The 17,572-nt window shown below is 43.4% G+C and carries 12 protein-coding genes; 2 read left to right on the forward strand and 10 right to left on the reverse strand.

What is annotated here, in order from left to right; genetic code table 11:
• Nucleotides 1-20: 20 nt before the first annotated feature.
• From V7K60_RS09000 to V7K60_RS09025, 6 genes are all read right to left on the reverse strand, one after another.
• Complete coding sequence (locus tag V7K60_RS09000) at nucleotides 21-722, reverse strand: TonB-dependent siderophore receptor (RefSeq protein ID WP_334924757.1); 702 nt, start codon at nucleotides 720-722, stop codon at nucleotides 21-23.
• Entirely contained in the window at nucleotides 631-2,718 is a 2,088-nt protein-coding gene (locus tag V7K60_RS09005) for a TonB-dependent receptor domain-containing protein (protein WP_334924759.1), read from the reverse strand. Before V7K60_RS09005 ends, V7K60_RS09000 begins: the two co-directional genes overlap by 92 nt.
• Nucleotides 2,719-2,828: 110 nt before the next feature.
• Nucleotides 2,829-2,954, reverse strand: a complete 126-nt coding sequence (locus V7K60_RS09010) for a hypothetical protein (RefSeq protein ID WP_334924761.1) — start codon at nucleotides 2,952-2,954, stop codon at nucleotides 2,829-2,831.
• A gap of 1,280 nt (nucleotides 2,955-4,234) precedes the next feature.
• The gene (locus V7K60_RS09015; RefSeq protein WP_334924763.1) at nucleotides 4,235-6,910 is read right to left on the reverse strand and encodes a DEAD/DEAH box helicase; all 2,676 of its coding nucleotides are present in this window, start codon (nucleotides 6,908-6,910) and stop codon (nucleotides 4,235-4,237) included.
• Nucleotides 6,911-7,043: 133 nt separating this feature from the next.
• Nucleotides 7,044-7,862 (reverse strand): pyrroline-5-carboxylate reductase, encoded by an 819-nt coding sequence (proC, locus tag V7K60_RS09020; protein WP_334924765.1) that lies wholly within the window; start codon nucleotides 7,860-7,862, stop codon nucleotides 7,044-7,046.
• 123 nt (nucleotides 7,863-7,985) lie between these two features.
• On the reverse strand, nucleotides 7,986-8,585 hold the full coding sequence (locus V7K60_RS09025; RefSeq protein WP_190940948.1) for a cell division protein SepF: 600 nt from the start codon (nucleotides 8,583-8,585) through the stop codon (nucleotides 7,986-7,988).
• A 68-nt stretch (nucleotides 8,586-8,653) separates the two neighbouring features.
• On the opposite strand from V7K60_RS09025, the gene V7K60_RS09030 reads away from it, so the two are divergent.
• Nucleotides 8,654-8,941 carry a hypothetical protein gene (locus V7K60_RS09030; RefSeq protein ID WP_334924770.1) on the forward strand — a complete coding sequence of 96 codons (288 nt, stop codon included), beginning with the start codon at nucleotides 8,654-8,656 and terminating at the stop codon, nucleotides 8,939-8,941.
• 11 nt (nucleotides 8,942-8,952) lie between these two features.
• Here the strand turns inward: V7K60_RS09030 and V7K60_RS09035 are convergent, their stop codons facing one another.
• From V7K60_RS09035 to der, 4 genes are all read right to left on the reverse strand, one after another.
• On the reverse strand, nucleotides 8,953-9,621 hold the full coding sequence (locus V7K60_RS09035; protein ID WP_334924772.1) for a YggS family pyridoxal phosphate-dependent enzyme: 669 nt from the start codon (nucleotides 9,619-9,621) through the stop codon (nucleotides 8,953-8,955).
• A complete protein-coding gene (gene pipX, locus V7K60_RS09040) occupies nucleotides 9,618-9,896 on the reverse strand; it encodes a transcriptional coactivator PipX (protein ID WP_069068710.1) in 279 nt (92 codons plus the stop codon). The genes V7K60_RS09035 and pipX overlap by 4 nt, the downstream gene beginning before the upstream one ends.
• A gap of 1,101 nt (nucleotides 9,897-10,997) precedes the next feature.
• Nucleotides 10,998-11,915: an energy-coupling factor transporter transmembrane component T family protein gene (locus tag V7K60_RS09045; protein ID WP_334924774.1), complete on the reverse strand. Its 918-nt coding sequence runs from the start codon at nucleotides 11,913-11,915 to the stop codon at nucleotides 10,998-11,000.
• Between the two features lie 186 nt (nucleotides 11,916-12,101).
• Nucleotides 12,102-13,472 (reverse strand): ribosome biogenesis GTPase Der, encoded by a 1,371-nt coding sequence (der, locus tag V7K60_RS09050; protein WP_292872583.1) that lies wholly within the window; start codon nucleotides 13,470-13,472, stop codon nucleotides 12,102-12,104.
• Nucleotides 13,473-13,945: 473 nt separating this feature from the next.
• Between der and V7K60_RS09055 the strand changes: the two genes are divergently transcribed.
• On the forward strand, nucleotides 13,946-17,434 hold the full coding sequence (locus V7K60_RS09055) for a caspase family protein (protein ID WP_334924778.1): 3,489 nt from the start codon (nucleotides 13,946-13,948) through the stop codon (nucleotides 17,432-17,434).
• Nucleotides 17,435-17,572: the final 138 nt, after the last annotated feature.

A 17,572-nucleotide genomic window follows, 5' to 3' on the forward strand; every position in this document is an offset into this window, starting at 1 on the left:
ATTGCCAACACCACAGCGAGTTAAAGCTCCCAACGAATAGAGCCGATGATTGTCAAGGGCGCACCTCTTTCAAGACCTAAAGTGTAACCGTAGGTAGAACTGAAATAGTCTGTATCAAATAGATTACGAATATTGATCGCAGTGTTAAAGCGATCTCTACGGTAGAAAATCGCCGCATCGGTACGCAAGTAATTGGGTAGTTCAACCGAGTTGTCTAAAAGTGCCGCCCGCTCACCCACATAAAAAAGCCCTAAACCAAATCCCAAACCTTTGAGATTGCCCTTCTGGATTTCATAAGTTGTCCAGAGGCTAGCTTGATTTTCTGGCACACCCAGCAATTTATTACCTACAGAAATATCAATATCCTCGGTAACTTCTGCATCAGTATAGGCATAAGAACCGATCACCCTCCACCCTGGTAGAATCTCACCTGCGACATCTAACTCAATCCCTCGACTCCTTTGCTCCCCCACTTGAATCTGGGAATCACGGTCATTTTGATCCTGTATTGTAACATTTGTTTTGGTAATTTGATAAACTGCCAATGTTGTTGAAAGCTTTCCATCTAGAAAGTCAGTTTTAATGCCTGCTTCATATTGGGTTCCTTTGGTCGGCTTAAACGCTCTACCATCAGGATTGAATCCAGAGGTAGGAAGAAAAGATTGAGTATAGCTGGCTCGTGTAGAGAGAAACCGATTTACTCGGTTGATACACCAACCCAACTCGGGGGCTGAAAGCAGTATCATTCTGTTCGGGAGAATCGATTCCGCTATTTGTCACATTCTGTGAAACCCAATCTAAGCGCCCGCCAACCAATAGCTTCAGGTCATCTAAAATACTAATTTGATCCTGAAGGTAAGCACCATAAAATTGGGTAGATGAATCGAAACTATAATTTGTAATATATACGGGGTTTGAAATGTTGTAATCTGGATTGAAGATATCTAGATTAGGAAGAGCAGGATCAGCTCTCAAAGATTCAAAAGTCTGACCATTGCGATTGAAATCAAAACCCACTAAAAGTTGGTGCGAAATCGATCCCGTCTGAAGCTTTCCAAGCAAATCGATCTGTCCAAAATAGTTATCTATTGTGTATTCACGTTTTTGAGTGTCAATACCTACTAGAAAACTATCGTCGACTATATCTGATCCTGAGGCAAATCCGTCTCTAGTTCTAGTAGTAGCCACTGAAAAATTGTTACGAATCTGCCAGTTGTCGCTAAACTTATGATTCAGGGTGTAGCCAAATTTTTGAGTCGTAGCATCAATAAAGGTTAAATTAGGATAACCGAGAAACAGATTCCGAGGCAGGAAGCTACCATCACTGAAAAACCAACTGCCAGACAGATTCGGATATCCATTATAGTTCGTGTATTCATAGTATAGATTCAGGTCTGTCCGATCGCCCAATTTCAAAGTGATTGAGGGTGTGATCGTAGTTATATTTGTGTTGACGAAATCTTGAAACCCCTCCGAACTTTGATAGCTAGCAATAAAGCGATAGAGCACAGTTTTATCGACATTTAATGGGCCTGAGAAATCAATCCTGGGCTGATAATAGCCAAAATTCCCCGCTTCAAATCCGAGACTGTAGTAAGGTTCACTCAAGGGTTGTTTGGTGATAACGTTGACGATTCCACCCGGTTCTACAGCGCCAAATAGAACTGAAGCGGGGCCTTTGAGAACTTCCACTTGTTCGATCGTCCTAATGCCTGTCAGCGTAAAGCTATCATTTGTATCTCGATAGCCATTGCGGAAATTTCCGATCTGCACAAATCCTCTAATGACTCTGCCTCCTGAAGGCGCACCGAAGTTGGTTCCTCCATCAACAACGCCACTGACTGTTTCCACTGCCTCTTTTACACTTGTTACCTTGCGATCTTCCAGCACCTGTCGCGGCACCACTTGAATCGATTGGGGAATATCACGTAATGGTGTGTCAGTTTTAGTGGCAGTTGACGAATCTGGTACATTATACGTATCTTGCTCCCCCGTCACCACCAACTCAATCGGCTCATCCTGCTGTGTCTCGCTTGCTGGCTTTTTTTCGGCTTCCGATGTTTGGGGTTGCTGTGGTGGCTGTGTCGCTGTTGCAGCAGATGCTACTGCAAAAACCAGCCCTGCATTATCATCAAATAACTCAACCGTAGGCAAAGCTTTTTCACCCACCACCGTCACTCGCACAGTATTTGCATCAATGTTTGTGACTGTTATTTCAATAATTCCCGTAAGGGGTTTTTCTGATTGGAAGGTGAAACCCTCGCCCGATGGTAAACTCAATTGGGTGTTAGGAATATCGGTAATAAAATTATTACCAGCACTGCGGTTTATGAGTTGTAATTTTTCCCCTTGAGTGGTTTGTAAAATTACCTCCACACCTTTTTCTGTAGGGTTTGCTTTCACCCCTGTTATTTGTGTAATTGTTGGCGCGGGTATAGTTTGCGGTGTGGGCAACTGCACTAGCAATTGTTGAGCGCTGGCGATGGAGGTTTCTAAGTCGCTCAGTTGCCGGATTTTTTGATACCCCCCCTTTGTCAGGCGATCGCTCAGTGCAGAAGAATCTATTTGTTGAAGTAAACTATCAATAGCTTTTTGAGACAATTTATCTCTATTCTCAAGTTTCGTTTCTGCCCAAGCAGGTTGAGTTACCAAAGTACTGATAATTCCGACCACAGTTGCTGCTAGCCATAGATAGATATTGGGCTGCCAACTTTTCATACCGCTCCCCACACCGTTTTAATTAAAATGCTTATTGCATATATTTATTAATTGCAATATTGGCTGAGTATAGAGAAGCGATCGCGGGTGAGTCTATATCCAAAACGGCATTAAGAGTCGGAAATATTCTTTTTACCTGACAAACATTCACTGGGTGTAATGCTGAACTTGCGTTTGAAGGCGATCGCAAAGTGTCCCTGTTGGGCATAACCCACTAAATTGGCAATCTGAGTCACAGTTAACTATACCAGAGCGTAATAGTTTCTCGGCTTGTTCCATACGTTTACTGGTAAGATAACCAAACACCGTTGTGCCAAAGAGTTCTCTAAATCCATGACTGAGAGTGCGATGGCTCACTCCCACAAGTTGCGCCAATTCCGGTATCAATGGCGGATTCTCCAGACGGGAAAGCAAAATATCCTTAGCGTGGTGAATACGGATAATGGTTTGAGCCTTTAGTCGTGGGTATGGTTGCAGTCCATCCGACTCTGCCAGAATGGGAGCTAACTGCAACGCCATTAATTCTTGGATCTTTGCTTGCAAATACATCCGCTTTATCATCCCTTGGTAGGGACAGTTAACGATTTGCTGTGCTACTCCTTGAATAGCGGTTGTAATTTCCGGGTAAATTAATGTCTGCCAATCATTACCCTTTGTGAGAAACTTCAACTGGGGAGAAATATCTCCATCCTCTGTGGGGAAAAAGGTTCTGAGTAAATTAGGTGTCATCTCGATATCAACACTTGTGTACTGACCTTTTGGAGTAGCCACTAACCTTGTTCGTTGCACGCCGCTACCAGAAATGAGTGTGTATCCTTCCCCAACCTGTCCTCCGTATTCGTCTAGACTTTTGCCTGAAAGGGTAACTTTAAATTGCACGGGATGATCCCATTCAGTAATTTTTCTTAGCAAGTCATGGTGAAATTCTATGTCCGTAATACAAAGTGAGAGATTGGGATGCACTTTAATCTCTCGCTCATATCCTTTACCCTCCCAACTAGGCACTTGATAAATAAACTCATCTGGCTCTGGGTTTTGCAGGTTATTCATTTCAGCTTCTGCCTCCTCCTTCCAGCGCTGTCATGGTAATAGTCATGGTAGGTGGTAGAGATTAATCAAACCAAAAATTATTGAGATTAATTATTACTTGTTTCTTAACCTCATACAAGTTGAACTACTGACATTTATAAAACAAGGGCAGGGGGAGACAAGTACTAATTCGTAATTCGTAGGGGTAGGTTGGGAAGCCACTGCGCCCTTGCGTTTCCCGACTGGTTTGCTTTTAGCGTTCCCGCTTTCTTAGCAAGTGGCGTTTGAGGAACGAAACCCAACATAAAAAATCCTTGGTTTTGTTGGGTTTCACTTTGTTCAGTTCAATCCAACCTACATTTTGTCTTTTATTAGAGTCATAAAAGAGCGCTAATTGGTAATTTGTAATTCGTAGTGAAGAATTCAATTACGAATTATTTTAAATACTCTCTGTACGTCTTTGTGTAAAAGCGTAAGAGCATCCTGGTTATTCAACCACCTCATTTACAGGGAATCTATCAATCAACTGCATCGCCCGATAGGCATTACGCTGGAAAGAGTCTCGCAAATGGGGAATGTGGGGTATCTGCGACAATAAATCCAAAGTCCGGCGTAAAATTCTCACTACATCGCCTTCATCCAAGGTGGTGTTTTCGCAGAGTTCTATCCACTCCATTCCTAGTGCCCATTGTTCCACTATGGCAATTAACTCAAATTCCAACCATATAGGCAGCGCTACGTTATACCGCCGTTGTCGTTGGAACATTTGGTGGCGAATTCCCCGCAATTTTTTCAAGGCTTCTGCCACTTCATTACTAAGGTCAAAGTTAACCTTGCTATCTGGACGGGGTGTTTCCATCACCAAAGCCGCTGCTGCTGCTGCTAAATGGTGCGGATCTAAGTTGTCCAATTCACCACTAGCGAATACTAAACCCAGCCACAATTCATTTTCCCCGCGAATGGCGGCAGCGATTTGCCCTAATTGTGTGGGGACTAAGTTATCCAAAGCGTCAAAATGTTGCAGAATGGCGATTAAATTGAGAAATTCTTCCCAATGACGTTGTGACTGTTGCTCTATTTGCCCTTGCAACTGTTCGAGTTCAGCTTCTAGTTCGACATAGCGGGACCGACGTTTGAAAAGCGTTGCAGCATTGCCTGATTGATGTAGGGGATGAGCTTCTAATTGCTCTTGAACAGCGGTAACATGACTGAGTTGTTCTGCTACTTCTGGTGCTAGATGCAAAGATTCTATCGGATTGGGAATACGCACAGCGATCGCAAAGCTTTCTTCGTTACCACGGCGCGACTGTCCTGGCTTCAAAGGCATCTCTGGCGGTGGTAGTACATCAGGCGGCACTTCAATTCGCGGCAGTTCGGCATACAAATCGACTACATCCCCTGTGGTTGCCACATACCAGCGGTTATCGTGCCCCAAGCATACCAAGTAAGGAGCTTGACCAGAACCAGGCGATTTTCCCACTAACACTGCGGTTACAGGGGAAGACACTGTGATATTTTTGCCCTTGAGACTCAACAGAGTTCCTGACACTGCAAAGCCCAACATCATTACCAATTCCTCTTGGCGGTTTGACTGTGCTTGCTCTTGCAAGGTTTTCAATATCTGGCGTTCCACCTTTAGGCGTTGCCGCAATTTTTCATAAACAGCCAGTTCATTTTCATTAACTGCGGCGATTTGTTCATGAAGTTGAGCTAATTGGTTTTGCAATTCGGCAATCTCATCGTATTCTGGCCGTAAATGCAAGGTCGCCATGTACTGCCCAAAACTGCGCTCTATCAGTTCCCTGGTTTGCTCTAGGGTGTGAGTTTGCAGCAAGTTGAGTACCATGCCGTAACTGGGCGTAAACTGGCTTACTAGAGGGTCTGGCTTGGATGTTCCCAAATATGCGGCTTCTTTGGCTCCTTCAAAGGGAGTTTGGACTGTCACCACATGACCTTGCTTATCCATCCCCCGGCGGCCTGCTCGTCCAGCCATTTGCAAAAATTCGGAAGCGTTCAACAGGCGGTGTCCGGTGTCAGTCCGCTTGGAAAGGGTAGAAATTACCGTTGTCCGGGCGGGCATATTAATTCCCGCTGCTAGTGTCTCGGTAGCAAATACTACTTTAATCAGCCCTTGCTGAAATAGTTCTTCTACCAATGCTTTCCAAGCAGGTAAAATCCCAGCGTGGTGGGCAGCAATTCCCCGATACAGGGGTGCAATTTGTCCAGAACGCCCTGCTTCAGGATTGCGAGCTAAAAAGTCATCAATTTGTTCCCGTAAAATTTGGGACTCTTCACTATTTACCAGCCATAAATCACCTACTTCCGCCACTGCTTTATCACATCCTCGGCGGCTGAAGATAAAGTAAATTGCTGGGAGCATATCGCGTTGCTCTAACTGGCTCAAGGTATAAATTATGCCTGGAGCTTCAGGTCTGCCATTTCTCCCCCGATCTCTTTCTCCCCCTTTCCCCTTTTTCTTCTGAAGCCGGGGATTGATTTTGGTTTTGCTATCATTCAGTAGGGGAAATAACCCTTTAGGATTGCAGAAGTGAAATTCTAAGGGGACTGGGCGAAAATCGGAGTAAATCAGGTCTGTTGGGCCGTGAACGCGATTTAGCCAGTCGGTGAGTTGATCGCTATTGGCAACCGTTGCTGAGAGGGCTGCCAATTGCACTTCACGGGGACAATAGATAATTGATTCTTCCCAAACAGTACCGCGCTGGCGATCGTTCATGTAGTGGCATTCATCAAGTATTACCGCTTCAACGTCTACTAATGAGATGCCGATTTGCCCAATGGGTGTACCATAGAGCATATTTCGGAAAATTTCTGTGGTCATCACCAAAATCGGTGCATCTCTGTTAATGGAAGCATCTCCAGTTAACAATCCGACTCGATCGAACCCGAATTTTTCTCGAAAGTCACGTAATTTTTGATTCGACAGCGCCTTTAGGGGAGTGGTGTAAAATACACGTTTTCCTCGCGCTAGGGCGCGATAAATGGCGTATTCCCCGACTAATGTTTTGCCCGAACCTGTGGGGGCACATACGACTACGGAGCGCCCAGCGTTCAGGGACGCGATCGCTTCTTTTTGAAACTGATCCAGTTCAAAGGGAAATATAAACCCTAAGTCAAGTTCTGGAGACGGTGCAGGATAATTCACTCAATCACATTTGCAACCAGATTGTTTACTATACTAACGAGTCTTTTGTCAACTTCGTTAGGTTAAGAGTTAGGAGTTATGAGTTATGAGTTAGAAGTTAAAACTCATAACTCATAACTCCTAACTGCTAACTTTATTTTCCCAGCTCTTGCGATCGCTCTGTGGCAGCTTTGACTGCTTCAATTAAAGCGGATCGAAATCCTGCCTGTTCTAGCTTGGCAATTCCCGCAATGGTTGTACCACCAGGACTGGTAACACGATCTTTGAGTTCTGCTGGGTGCATTTTGGTTTCCTGCAACAGTTTCGCTGTTCCCAGTACGGTTTGCAAGGCTAGTTGATTGGCAATTGCTCTAGGTAAACCTGCGGCGACTCCGCCATCTGCAAGTGCTTCTACCACGAGCGCCACGTAAGCCGGGCCGCTACCAGATAGCCCTGTAACTGCATCCATCAGCACTTCTGAAACTTCCACTACTTCGCCCACAGCAGAAAAAACTTGCTGTGCTATTTGGTAATGCTTGGCATTGGTATATGCACCTAAACAAATCGCGGTAACTCCTGCTCCCACAGTGGCCGGGGTGTTGGGCATTGCTCTAATCACTGGCAATTGCACAAATGCTGCTTCTAGCTGACTTAAGGGCACACCCGCCAAAATAGAAATGATTAGAGGTGAATGTTCTCTATTAAGAATATCAATATCTGCTAATTCTTGAGCGATCGCACTAAATACCTGCGGTTTCACTGCCAAAAATAGAACTTCTTTTGCTTCGGTGAAAACCTGGCTATTATCTGTCGTCACAGCAACACCGTATTGCTGTTTTAAAAAATTTAGGCGTGAAGATAGCGGTTCGCTAACTATGACTTCTGATGATTGATAAATTCCACGCGCAATAAGGCGGGATAAGAGTGCTTCTCCCATTACCCCACCACCAATTAAGCCAAATTTTATAGTCATTAGTCACTTGTACTGAGCGAAGCCGAAGTATTGGTCATTAGTCATTAGTCGTTTGTCATTTGTCACTACGATCAAAACCCAGGACAAATGACAAAGGACAAACGACTAAAAACTAATTTAACTTTATTGTGCCATCCGGTTAGTTTCGTTGCCCCAGGTTTGATTTGGAGTACCTGTAGGACGAGATGGACGTGCTGGTGGTTGTGGTACTTCATGAAGAACACCACCTTGGGTACTAACTTGGACACAACTTGGTGTAAACAAAAAGATGCTTTCACCGATGCGCTCTTGATGTCCATCTAGTGCGTAAGTACCACCTGCAACAAAATCTACTGCTCGTTGAGCTTGATCTGGGTCCATGATTGTCAGATTTAATACCACTGACTTGCGTTCTCGCAACGCTTGAATTGCCTGGGGCATTTCTTCAAAGGTGCGTGGTTCGAGTACTAAAACTTCCGAAATTCCGTTAATTGCTCCTGGCATACCAATCACATTCCCCATTGGCTTTTGACCTGCTGTCATATCATCTCCCATTGTAGGCACTGGTTCCCGCCAGCGTCGATTTTGAGCGGCTGTACTCTCTTGTGGTGCTGGTTGGGGATTTTCTTGCTGATACAGATTTTGGTAATTATTATCTGTTTCTGGTTCTTCTTCGTAATACTCGTATTCAACTTGCTCATTTAGACCCACAAAGTCTCTGAGTTTGGAAAAAATGTTGTTCATTGCGTGTGTACTCTCCTGGTGCGAATAGCCAGTATTGACTTGGCTGAGGATTGATTGAGCTAGGAGCGATGCCTACATCAGTGCATACTTCAGCAACTGTATTGCTAGTTGTAGCCTATACTACGGGTTTTGGCGATGAACCGACACTTATTGGAAAGGTCTGTGCATCGCCTAAACATAATAATGAGTCAAGATTATATCCTACGGTTTATCCGAAGGAAACTTCTTTATACCCAATTTTCTCTTGGCGATTGCTCTTGTCAATACTATATCCTTTGTTTCAGATTGCACCAGTCTGTTACAAAATTCTTGTCATCAAATCTTTAGCTTCGATTAATACTGCCCTACAAGGCTGATGATTAATCGGCTAAGAGCGATCGCCAAACAAGATTGTTCCTAATCGCACCATTGTTGCGCCTGCTTGCACTGCCAGTTCGTAGTCGCCTGACATACCCATAGATAGGTGCTGCATTTTAATATGCGACCAGTTTTGCTCCTGGATTTCTTTGGCTAGCTGACAATTGAGATTAAACACATTGAGAATTTCGGAATCATTTAATCCTGAAGGCGGAATTGTCATCAAACCTTGAATTTGTAAATTTTTGTAAGAATTGAGTATGGGTAAATCAGCCAAAAGTTCTGGCACACTCCAACCAGACTTATTGGGATCGGGGAGAATTTTCACTTGCAAGCAAATCTGGGGACTCACTCCTAGCTGTTGCGCCAATTGGTCTAAGCGCTGTGCCAGCTTCAAATTATCCACGGAGTGAATCCAAGGGAAATGCTCGATGGCTTTTTTGGCTTTATTGCTTTGCAAATGTCCAATAAAGTGCCAGGTAATATCCGGTAAGTCTTGCAACTCGGCTTGTTTGCTGGCAGCTTCTTGGATACGACTTTCCCCAAAATCACGAATTCCTGCGTTGTATGCAGACCGAATGGCCTGGGCAGAAACTTGCTTGCTAACAGCAATCAATTTGACTGAAGTTGGCAGAGAGGAACGAATAGTAACAATACGTTCGGAAATCGAACTGTTCATTGGAAGGTGCGCTGGAAAACACTCTGAAGCTGATCGTACTCCTGAGAATGCCCACTGCGCCGCAGGGTACGTAAGCGATTTTCCAACATCATTCTCGCCTCAGTACGCCCTAGAGACTGGAATTTAACACCTTTAACGTCATTTGCCACCAAAAAAAATAAGCGCTGGGCATAAAGTGTGGTGAACAAATCCTGGTTCTCATCAACCATACAGATTTTGTAGAGTAAACCCCAAGTTGGATGGTTTATGTAAGTTTCTGCGTTTTCTGGATTCATTTAAGAGTCAAGGTGTAGTCAAGGTGGAAGTATATATATCTTTTCGCAGTGAATTCCAAACATTCAGACGATAATACCAACATTCGTCAGAATATTTGGTTAAGATGCGAAACTGCGGTTACGAAGACCTTGATCTAGTTCCTAATGGGCAGATGAAGCTAGTGGTAGTGAAGCGCAATGGTATAACAAAAGCCGCGAAGCGTAGATTCAAAGAGTAGAGGCTGTTCGACAAATATCACCATCTGCTTTGGTGACTTCAATTTACTAATCTGTGGGGACAAGGCACAAAATATTCCTGATCCTCTGGTTGAAAGTTCGACGTGGGAAGGAAAAACACCCTTTGAAGTTCCCAACAGCAACAGCGAATTTTTCAACTTCTTTCCATACTGCCACAACTGTCGCCCAATGGCACAAAATTGGGGACTGGGGGCTAGATACTGGAAAGAAAACTATCTTTTATTATTAAACTTCTTACAAAAGTCCCTAACACCCCACCCCCAACTCCTCCTCGCAGGCCTAGGGTGTATTGCTCATTGGTGTCAACTTAAGCTAAAACTCCTTTAAAACCTCGTTTCCAGCCTCTGGCTGGAGATGCACCTCATTGCGGCTCTGCTGCAAGTCAAGAGGCAGAGCCTCTTATAGGCATTCCCAGTCCGAGACTGGGAAAGAGACAGTTTTTGATTTATGCAAAAGGTCTATTGACTATCTAGCATTTTCAGTGGTGCAATATTTATGCCTGAGCGTTGTGCAGAGATTCATAAATAAATCGGTAAAAAATATTAAGATTAGTTTGTAGTGTTCGCATAACCCTGGTTAATACCAAAAATCTACGCTAAATGGTAGGGGATCAATTTTATGGCTGGGTAGCTGTTTAATTTCCCATACCACATCGTTACCTATCGCTCAATACGTTTCAATTAAGGCTTAACTCTCAAAGTCAATTTTTGAACGTAGACGCAAAGCTGCTTACCGCAAGCTACCACAGAGGCATAGAGAAAATCGAGAGAAGAAGAATGTTTTACTTCTGACCGGAGGCGGAGCGTCTCCGGCTTTGCTCCTGAATTCTGCTGTATTACCTCTTACCATTTTCTCGGTGCAAAATTAAACCTGAGTTCCTATAGCTAGCCGTATTCCCCAGAATAAAATTAAAGTTGCGATCGCCAGCCAGTCACGCCCTTTTAATCGTAAGTCGTGCCACTGGACTCGATGCTCATTGGGACTGGTAAAACCCCGCACCATCATGGCATTCGCCATTTGATCGGCTCGTAAGAGCAGATTTTCTAAAAGTCTTTCTGCGACTGTCATCCAAACCTTGAATGCTCCTTTTAATCCCAGCTTTTTCCAATTAATTGCCCTTGTCATCACGGAGCGAAATAAGTTTTGCACTTCTTCTAAAACCAGGGGAATAAAGCGTAAGGATAAGGTTAAAGTTAAAGTAATTTCTGTAACGGGCAACTTGAAGCGTCGCAAGGGTTGCATTAGACTTTCTATCCCAGATGTGATTTCTTCTGGTGCGGTTGTCAGCAGATAGAGGTTGGTGCTGTAAATGACGGTAAATATAAGTGTACTCAGGCGTACTGCCAAACTCAAGGAGTAACGAGTCACTTTGACCGGGCCTTTGTGAAATAGCACGTAGCTGTATGCTTTTTTCTCGTCTGCTGGCTCTTTAATATTATTGGAGTTGGCTGGCTGGGTTAAAATTTGTTCATTAGCTGGCAGACGTGACTGATAATCTACACCCAGACCATCAGGACTGATGGCTGCGATCGCTAACACAAAAAACGATAGCATTAATAGCCAACCCATTTGCTGCTGCCATACGCGTCGAGGAATTCTCGCAATCAAGGTGGCAATAATCAATATTACCACCAGCAGCACCCGCCAATTGTTGTTGGCTAAAACATAGCTTGTTAAAAAGCTCATCAACCAAGCGAACTTGACTCGCGGATCGATTTTATGCAGCCAAGTTTGGGGTTGTTCTAAATAAAGTCCAAGTGGCAGCGATCGCAATAAATCCATTTTAGAGTTACGAGTGAGGAATGAAGAGTTAGGAGTTTTGACTTTAACTCATAACTTTTACCTTGTGCCCCTATGAAACTCAAGTCAATAGGGTTCTGTAGTTAGTAATTTTGGCTTTAACTCATAACTCTTGTACAGACATGATTAATCGCATCTCTCTTGCACAGACGCGATGAATCGCGTCTCCTAACTTATTTTGACGCGAGTTGCTCTATTAACATTACCACTTTCAGCATCACGGACTTTTTTGCTCCGCCACAGTAAAATAATTGGTGTGCCTTTAAATCCTAGCTGTTGCCGGAATTGGCGTTCAATGTAGCGGCGGTAGTTGTCGTTGAAGCGTTTGGAGTCGTTGACAAATAGGGCGATCGTTGGTGGTTGGCTACTTACTTGTGTACCATAATAAATCTTACCCTGACGCCCACCACGAGATGCTGGGGGTGAATGCCAACTGACGGCATCTGTTAAGACTTCATTAATTACTGATGTGCTGACACGGCGTTTATGTGATTCAGCGGCCGTTTTCACCAATTCTAAAATCTTTTCTACCCGTTGTCCTGACAAGGCACTCACAAAAATTGTTTCTGCCCATTCGGTAAAATGTAACCGTGATTGCAGAGTTTTTTCGTAGTCGTAGATTGTGTAAGAGTCTTTTTCGACAGCATCCCACTTATTAACGACGATGATGCAAGCTCGACCTTCTTCGATAATCCGCCCAGCTAATTTTTGGTCTTGCTCGGTGACTCCATCTACGGCATCTATTACTAATAAAACCACATCAGCGCGGCGAATCGCTTTGAAAGCACGGTTAATACTAAAAAATTCTGTACCGTATTCGATGTGTTTCTTTTTGCGAATACCGGCGGTATCAATCAAACGGTAGGTTTGTCCGGCTCGTTCAATGACAGTATCAATAGCATCGCGCGTAGTGCCGGAAATGGGGCTGACAATTGCCCTTTCTTCCCCAACAAAAGAATTGAGTAAGCTCGATTTGCCCACATTCGGGCGTCCCACAATTGCTACTTTAATTTCATTAGTTTCTGGGATGTCTTCAATCGCAGGTATGTGATTAACTAATTCGTCGAGTAACTCTCCAGTACCACTGCCATGAATCGCGGAGATCGGGTAAGGTTCGCCCAATCCCAATTCCCAAAATTCCGCAGCTTGCATTAAGCCTTGTTCTGGCGATTCACATTTATTTACAGCTAGTAGTACAGGTACGGGTTGTTGGCGCATCCATTCGGCGATTTCTAAATCTGCCGATGTGGGGCCTGTTTGACCATCAACGACAAAAATAGCGCCACACGCTTCTGCAAGGGCTGTCATTGCCTGCTGGCGAATCAGTGGTAAAAATTCGGTATCATCATTAAAAACTAAACCACCGGTGTCTACTACTAAAAATTCGCGGCCATTCCAGAAAGCTGGCAAATAAGTGCGATCGCGTGTCACTCCCGGTTCATCATGGACAATCGCCGTTTGTTCCCCGGCGAGTCGATTAACCAGGGTGGATTTGCCCACATTTGGGCGTCCGATAATTGCAACAATTGGCAGTGCCATAAAACCAGGGTAAGTGAGAGGTGTAGTATATCACGTCCTTACATTTTACTCACTTTAAACTTGAAGTTTTAATAATTTCCCAATCATCTGAAGCGATCGCTATACTTCGGGCAAAACTGCTTTTTTGGCGCTCTGCTTCGCGCCTTTGCAACGGACATTTTGATGCTACTTGCTTCTCCCAAGGGGAGACGCTGCGCGAACAACGGAGAAAATACACACAGCAGGTGTCTTTGCCTTGGCGCGAGACAAAAAATGTTATCCGAAAAATACCCGTGAGGGTACTTTTTAAATTTAATTGAATATTTTATACTCATGATCAAGGTTTTGGTGAATGTCTTAAAACCTAGATATCCGGTTATCTTGTGCATAGAATAAAGACTTTCAACCAACATAAAAGTGGGGAAATAAACCAAAATCCCAATCATTATTATCTGAGCAGTTTAGAAATCATAGCTTCAGGAATATGAATAACCATGACTCGTAACTTATACGCTCTGCTTATTGGTATTGACAATTATCCTAATTTAAATAATCACCTCCAAGGTTGTGTAAACGACATTACAGCAATAGAAGAGTATCTTAACGAACGATTCGATCAAAAAGAATACCAATTACATTTACAAACGCTTAAGGATAACCAGGCAACCCGTAAGGCAGTCATTGATGGTTTTCGGAAGTATCTTAGTCAAGCTGGACAAGATGATATAGTTTTGTTTTACTACAGTGGTCACGGTTCTCAGGAGTTGGCACCAAAAGAATTTTGGCACTTAGAACCTGACCATCTTGATGAAACCCTAGTCTGTTATGACAGTCGTACTGAAGGCGGCTGGGATTTGGCAGATAAAGAATTAGCAAAACTTATTGCCGAAGTAGCAGAAAAAGACCCGCACATTACCATTATTTTGGATTGTTGCCACTCTGGTTCTGGCACTAAAGACCCATTGCAAGAGACAGGAATACGTCGCCTCCCTACAGACAAGCGAGAACGCCCACTGGATAGTTTTATTTTTTCGCTAGCCGACTTAACGCAACTTTCAGATTCCCGTGACCCTGAAAAACACCCCACTGGCTGGAAGATACCGAAAGGTCGTCATGTACTTCTAGCAGCTTGTCGAGACTACGAAACCGCGAAGGAATACTACGGGAGTGACAAACACCGGGGTAGTTTCTCTTATTTCTTGATGGATACACTTGCTAAAGCCAGTGGCAAATTGACTTATCGAGATTTGCTTGGGCGGACAAATGCGATCATCCGCAGTAAAATTACAGCCCAGTCTCCTCAGTTGGAAGTGAAGAATCCTGATGATGAAAACAAATTTTTCCTTGATGGAGCGATCGCAGAACGTTACCCCTACTTTATTGTTAAAAATGACCCAAACTATGGCTGGGTAATTGATGGTGATGCTGTCTGCGGAGTGCAACCGCCCAAAGACGGGGAAACCACTTTACTAGCACTGTTTGCCTTTGATGCCAATATCCAAGACCTGCGTGACCCAGCAAAGTCTGTGGGTACAGCAAAAGTGACTAGCGTACTAGCAACGCAGAGTCAGGTAGATATCAAAGATGTGCCAAACCTCACTGCTGATGATACTTCTTTTAAAGCAGTTATTACCAGCCTACCGCTACCACCTTTAGGCGTTCATATTGAGGGAGATGAAGCTGGTGTAACTCTCGCACACCAAGCACTAGCAACAGCTGGACTTGATGGTAAAGCTTCACCCTATGTACGCGAGGAGAAAGAAGTTGGTAAAGCCGAGTTTCGCCTACTTTGTCGTCATCAACAGTATTTAATTGCCCGACCTACAGATGACCGACCTTTAGTAGCTCAAATTGATGGCTATAGTCCAGATAATGCAAAACAGGCAATTCAACGTTTGGAACATATTTCCCGTTGGACAACAATTGCAGAACTCTCAAATCCAGCAACTAATATTAGAGCCAATGATGTAGAGATGAAACTCATCTTTGAAAATGAAGAATCATCTCAATTGCAGCAGATGCGTTTGCAGTACACGTATAGGGATGGTAAGTGGCAAAATCCAGAATTTAAACTGAAACTCACTAATAAAAGTCAGAACCCACTTTTCTTTGGCTTAGTCAACCTTTCAGACAGTTTCGCTATTAGCGCCCCATTTTTTGAAGCAGGTAGCATTAGGCTACAACCAGGAGAATCAGCACTGGCTCTAGACGGCGAAAACTTGATACTCGAAGTGCCAGACGAGTTGTGGTTACAGGGGATTACTGAGTACAAAGACATAATTAAATTGATTGTCAGTAACGAGGAATTTGATGCTAGATTGCTGATTCAGGATAAACTTGATGCTCCTCGTCTACCTGTCACAAGAGATTTAGAATCTGCAAATCAAAGTAGCCTTGAGCGTTTGATAAATCGAAGTCAAAATCGTGAAATCAAAGCCAAAAGTGCAGCAAAGTATGACGATTGGTATGCACAAGAAATTACCATTACCACTGTACGTCCCTTAGACTCTACACCAGTTTCTCAGACAGAACAAAAATTATTAGGAGCAGGGGTGAAATTACAGGTGCATCCTAGCTTGGTGGCAAATGCTCGCCTAACTACCACACCGCAAGTCAGCCGAGATTTAGGAAATCAAATTTTGCCCCCTATCCTGCGGGAAGATGCAGAAGTTACTCGACCTTTCCAATTTACTACCAGTCGAGGTACCGACCCTGGATTAAGTATATTGGAATTGAACGAAATTCAAGATTACACAGTTGTCACCCCAGATGCACCTTTGAAGTTATTAGTAGATGCACCGTTAGCAGACAATGAATACCTTCTTGCTGTTGGCTATGATGGGGAATTTTTCTTGCCTTTAGGTCACGGTAAAACAACTCAAGATAGCAAAATAGAAATTGACATAGAACGATTAACAGCTCCAGTTAGTCAGGGAGAACGTAGCCTACAAGGGTCTATTCGCATCTTCTTTGAAAAAGTAATCAGTCGCCATTTTGGACGGGAATTTAAGTATCCCATTTTAGCAGTGGCTGAGGTAGGAGATGATAATAAAGTAACTTATAAACGCAATGTGATTGATGTTCAGCAGCGAGTAGCAAAAGCAGAAAGAATTGCCCTCTATATACACGGTATTCTTGGCGACACTGAAAGTTTAATTAGTAGCATTAATCAAGCAGTATTGCAACCAGATGGGCAAAAGCTTTCTATCAGCGAACTTTACGACGTGGTTCTGACCTTTGACTACGAAAATCTGAATACTTCAATTAAAGAGAATGCTGAAAATTTGAAACAGCGACTAACAGAAGTGAGTTTAGGAGCAAACCACGGTAAAGAACTGCACATTATTGCTCATTCAATGGGAGGTTTAGTTTCCCGCTGGTTTATTGAACGAGAAGGAGGTAATAAAGTTGTCCAACATTTAATTATGTTAGGTACACCAAACGCCGGTTTTCCTTGGCCAGTTGTTGAAGATTGGGTCAAACTCACTTTGGGTATTGGACTCAACAGACTTTCTACAGTTGCTTGGCCTGTAACAGTGCTGACAGGTTTGATGGGAATTCTGGAAAAAAATATTAGAGTAGCTCTAGCTGAGTTAAACCCAAACTCTGATTTTCTCAAATCTTTGGCAGCAAGTGAAGATCCTGGCATTCCCTACTCAATTATCGCTGGCAACACATCTATTATTCCGGCAGCATTGGAGCAACAGCTAGAGAAAAAATCTAGTGTTTTAGAACGGTTACAGCAAAGTTTATTTAAGAAAGTTGTAAATTTACCTTTCTTTGGTGTACATAATGATATTGCAGTCACTGTAGATAGTATTGAGAATATTCCAAAAGGGCGATCGCTTGCACCCTTTGTTCAACAAGTAGCTTGCGACCACTTAAGTTACTTCAGCATCGAATTACCAGAAGTCGGGTTAGACGCTTTGATTACAGCGATCGTCGCCCAACAAAAGAAGCAAACAGTTGAAAGGCAAAAATAAGTATTTATTTTTGTTCTTGTTGCCTTGATAAATTATATACCAATACAGTTAACTTAAGGATTGTTTGTAGAGATTTGATATGTGTTGAGAGGTTGCAATGTAACGTCTTAAAGCGAAGTTATCAGTCGTACAAGTTAT

The sequence above is a fragment of the Nostoc sp. genome, assembly GCF_036917555.1.
Taxonomy (GTDB): Bacteria; Cyanobacteriota; Cyanobacteriia; order Cyanobacteriales; family Nostocaceae; genus Nostoc.

Excerpts from the sequence above, each read along its gene's own strand:
- V7K60_RS09005 (WP_334924759.1), bottom strand. The coding sequence starts at position 2,718 with ATGAAAAGTTGGCAGCCCAATATCTATCTATGGCTAGCAGCAACTGTG.
- proC (WP_334924765.1), bottom strand. The coding sequence starts at position 7,862 with ATGACTATAAAATTTGGCTTAATTGGTGGTGGGGTAATGGGAGAAGCA.
- V7K60_RS09025 (WP_190940948.1), bottom strand. The coding sequence starts at position 8,585 with ATGAACAACATTTTTTCCAAACTCAGAGACTTTGTGGGTCTAAATGAG.
- V7K60_RS09030 (WP_334924770.1), top strand. The coding sequence starts at position 8,654 with ATGCCTACATCAGTGCATACTTCAGCAACTGTATTGCTAGTTGTAGCC.
- V7K60_RS09035 (WP_334924772.1), bottom strand. The coding sequence starts at position 9,621 with ATGAACAGTTCGATTTCCGAACGTATTGTTACTATTCGTTCCTCTCTG.
- pipX (WP_069068710.1), bottom strand. The coding sequence starts at position 9,896 with ATGAATCCAGAAAACGCAGAAACTTACATAAACCATCCAACTTGGGGT.
- V7K60_RS09045 (WP_334924774.1), bottom strand. The coding sequence starts at position 11,915 with ATGGATTTATTGCGATCGCTGCCACTTGGACTTTATTTAGAACAACCC.
- der (WP_292872583.1), bottom strand. The coding sequence starts at position 13,472 with ATGGCACTGCCAATTGTTGCAATTATCGGACGCCCAAATGTGGGCAAA.
- V7K60_RS09055 (WP_334924778.1), top strand. The coding sequence starts at position 13,946 with ATGACTCGTAACTTATACGCTCTGCTTATTGGTATTGACAATTATCCT.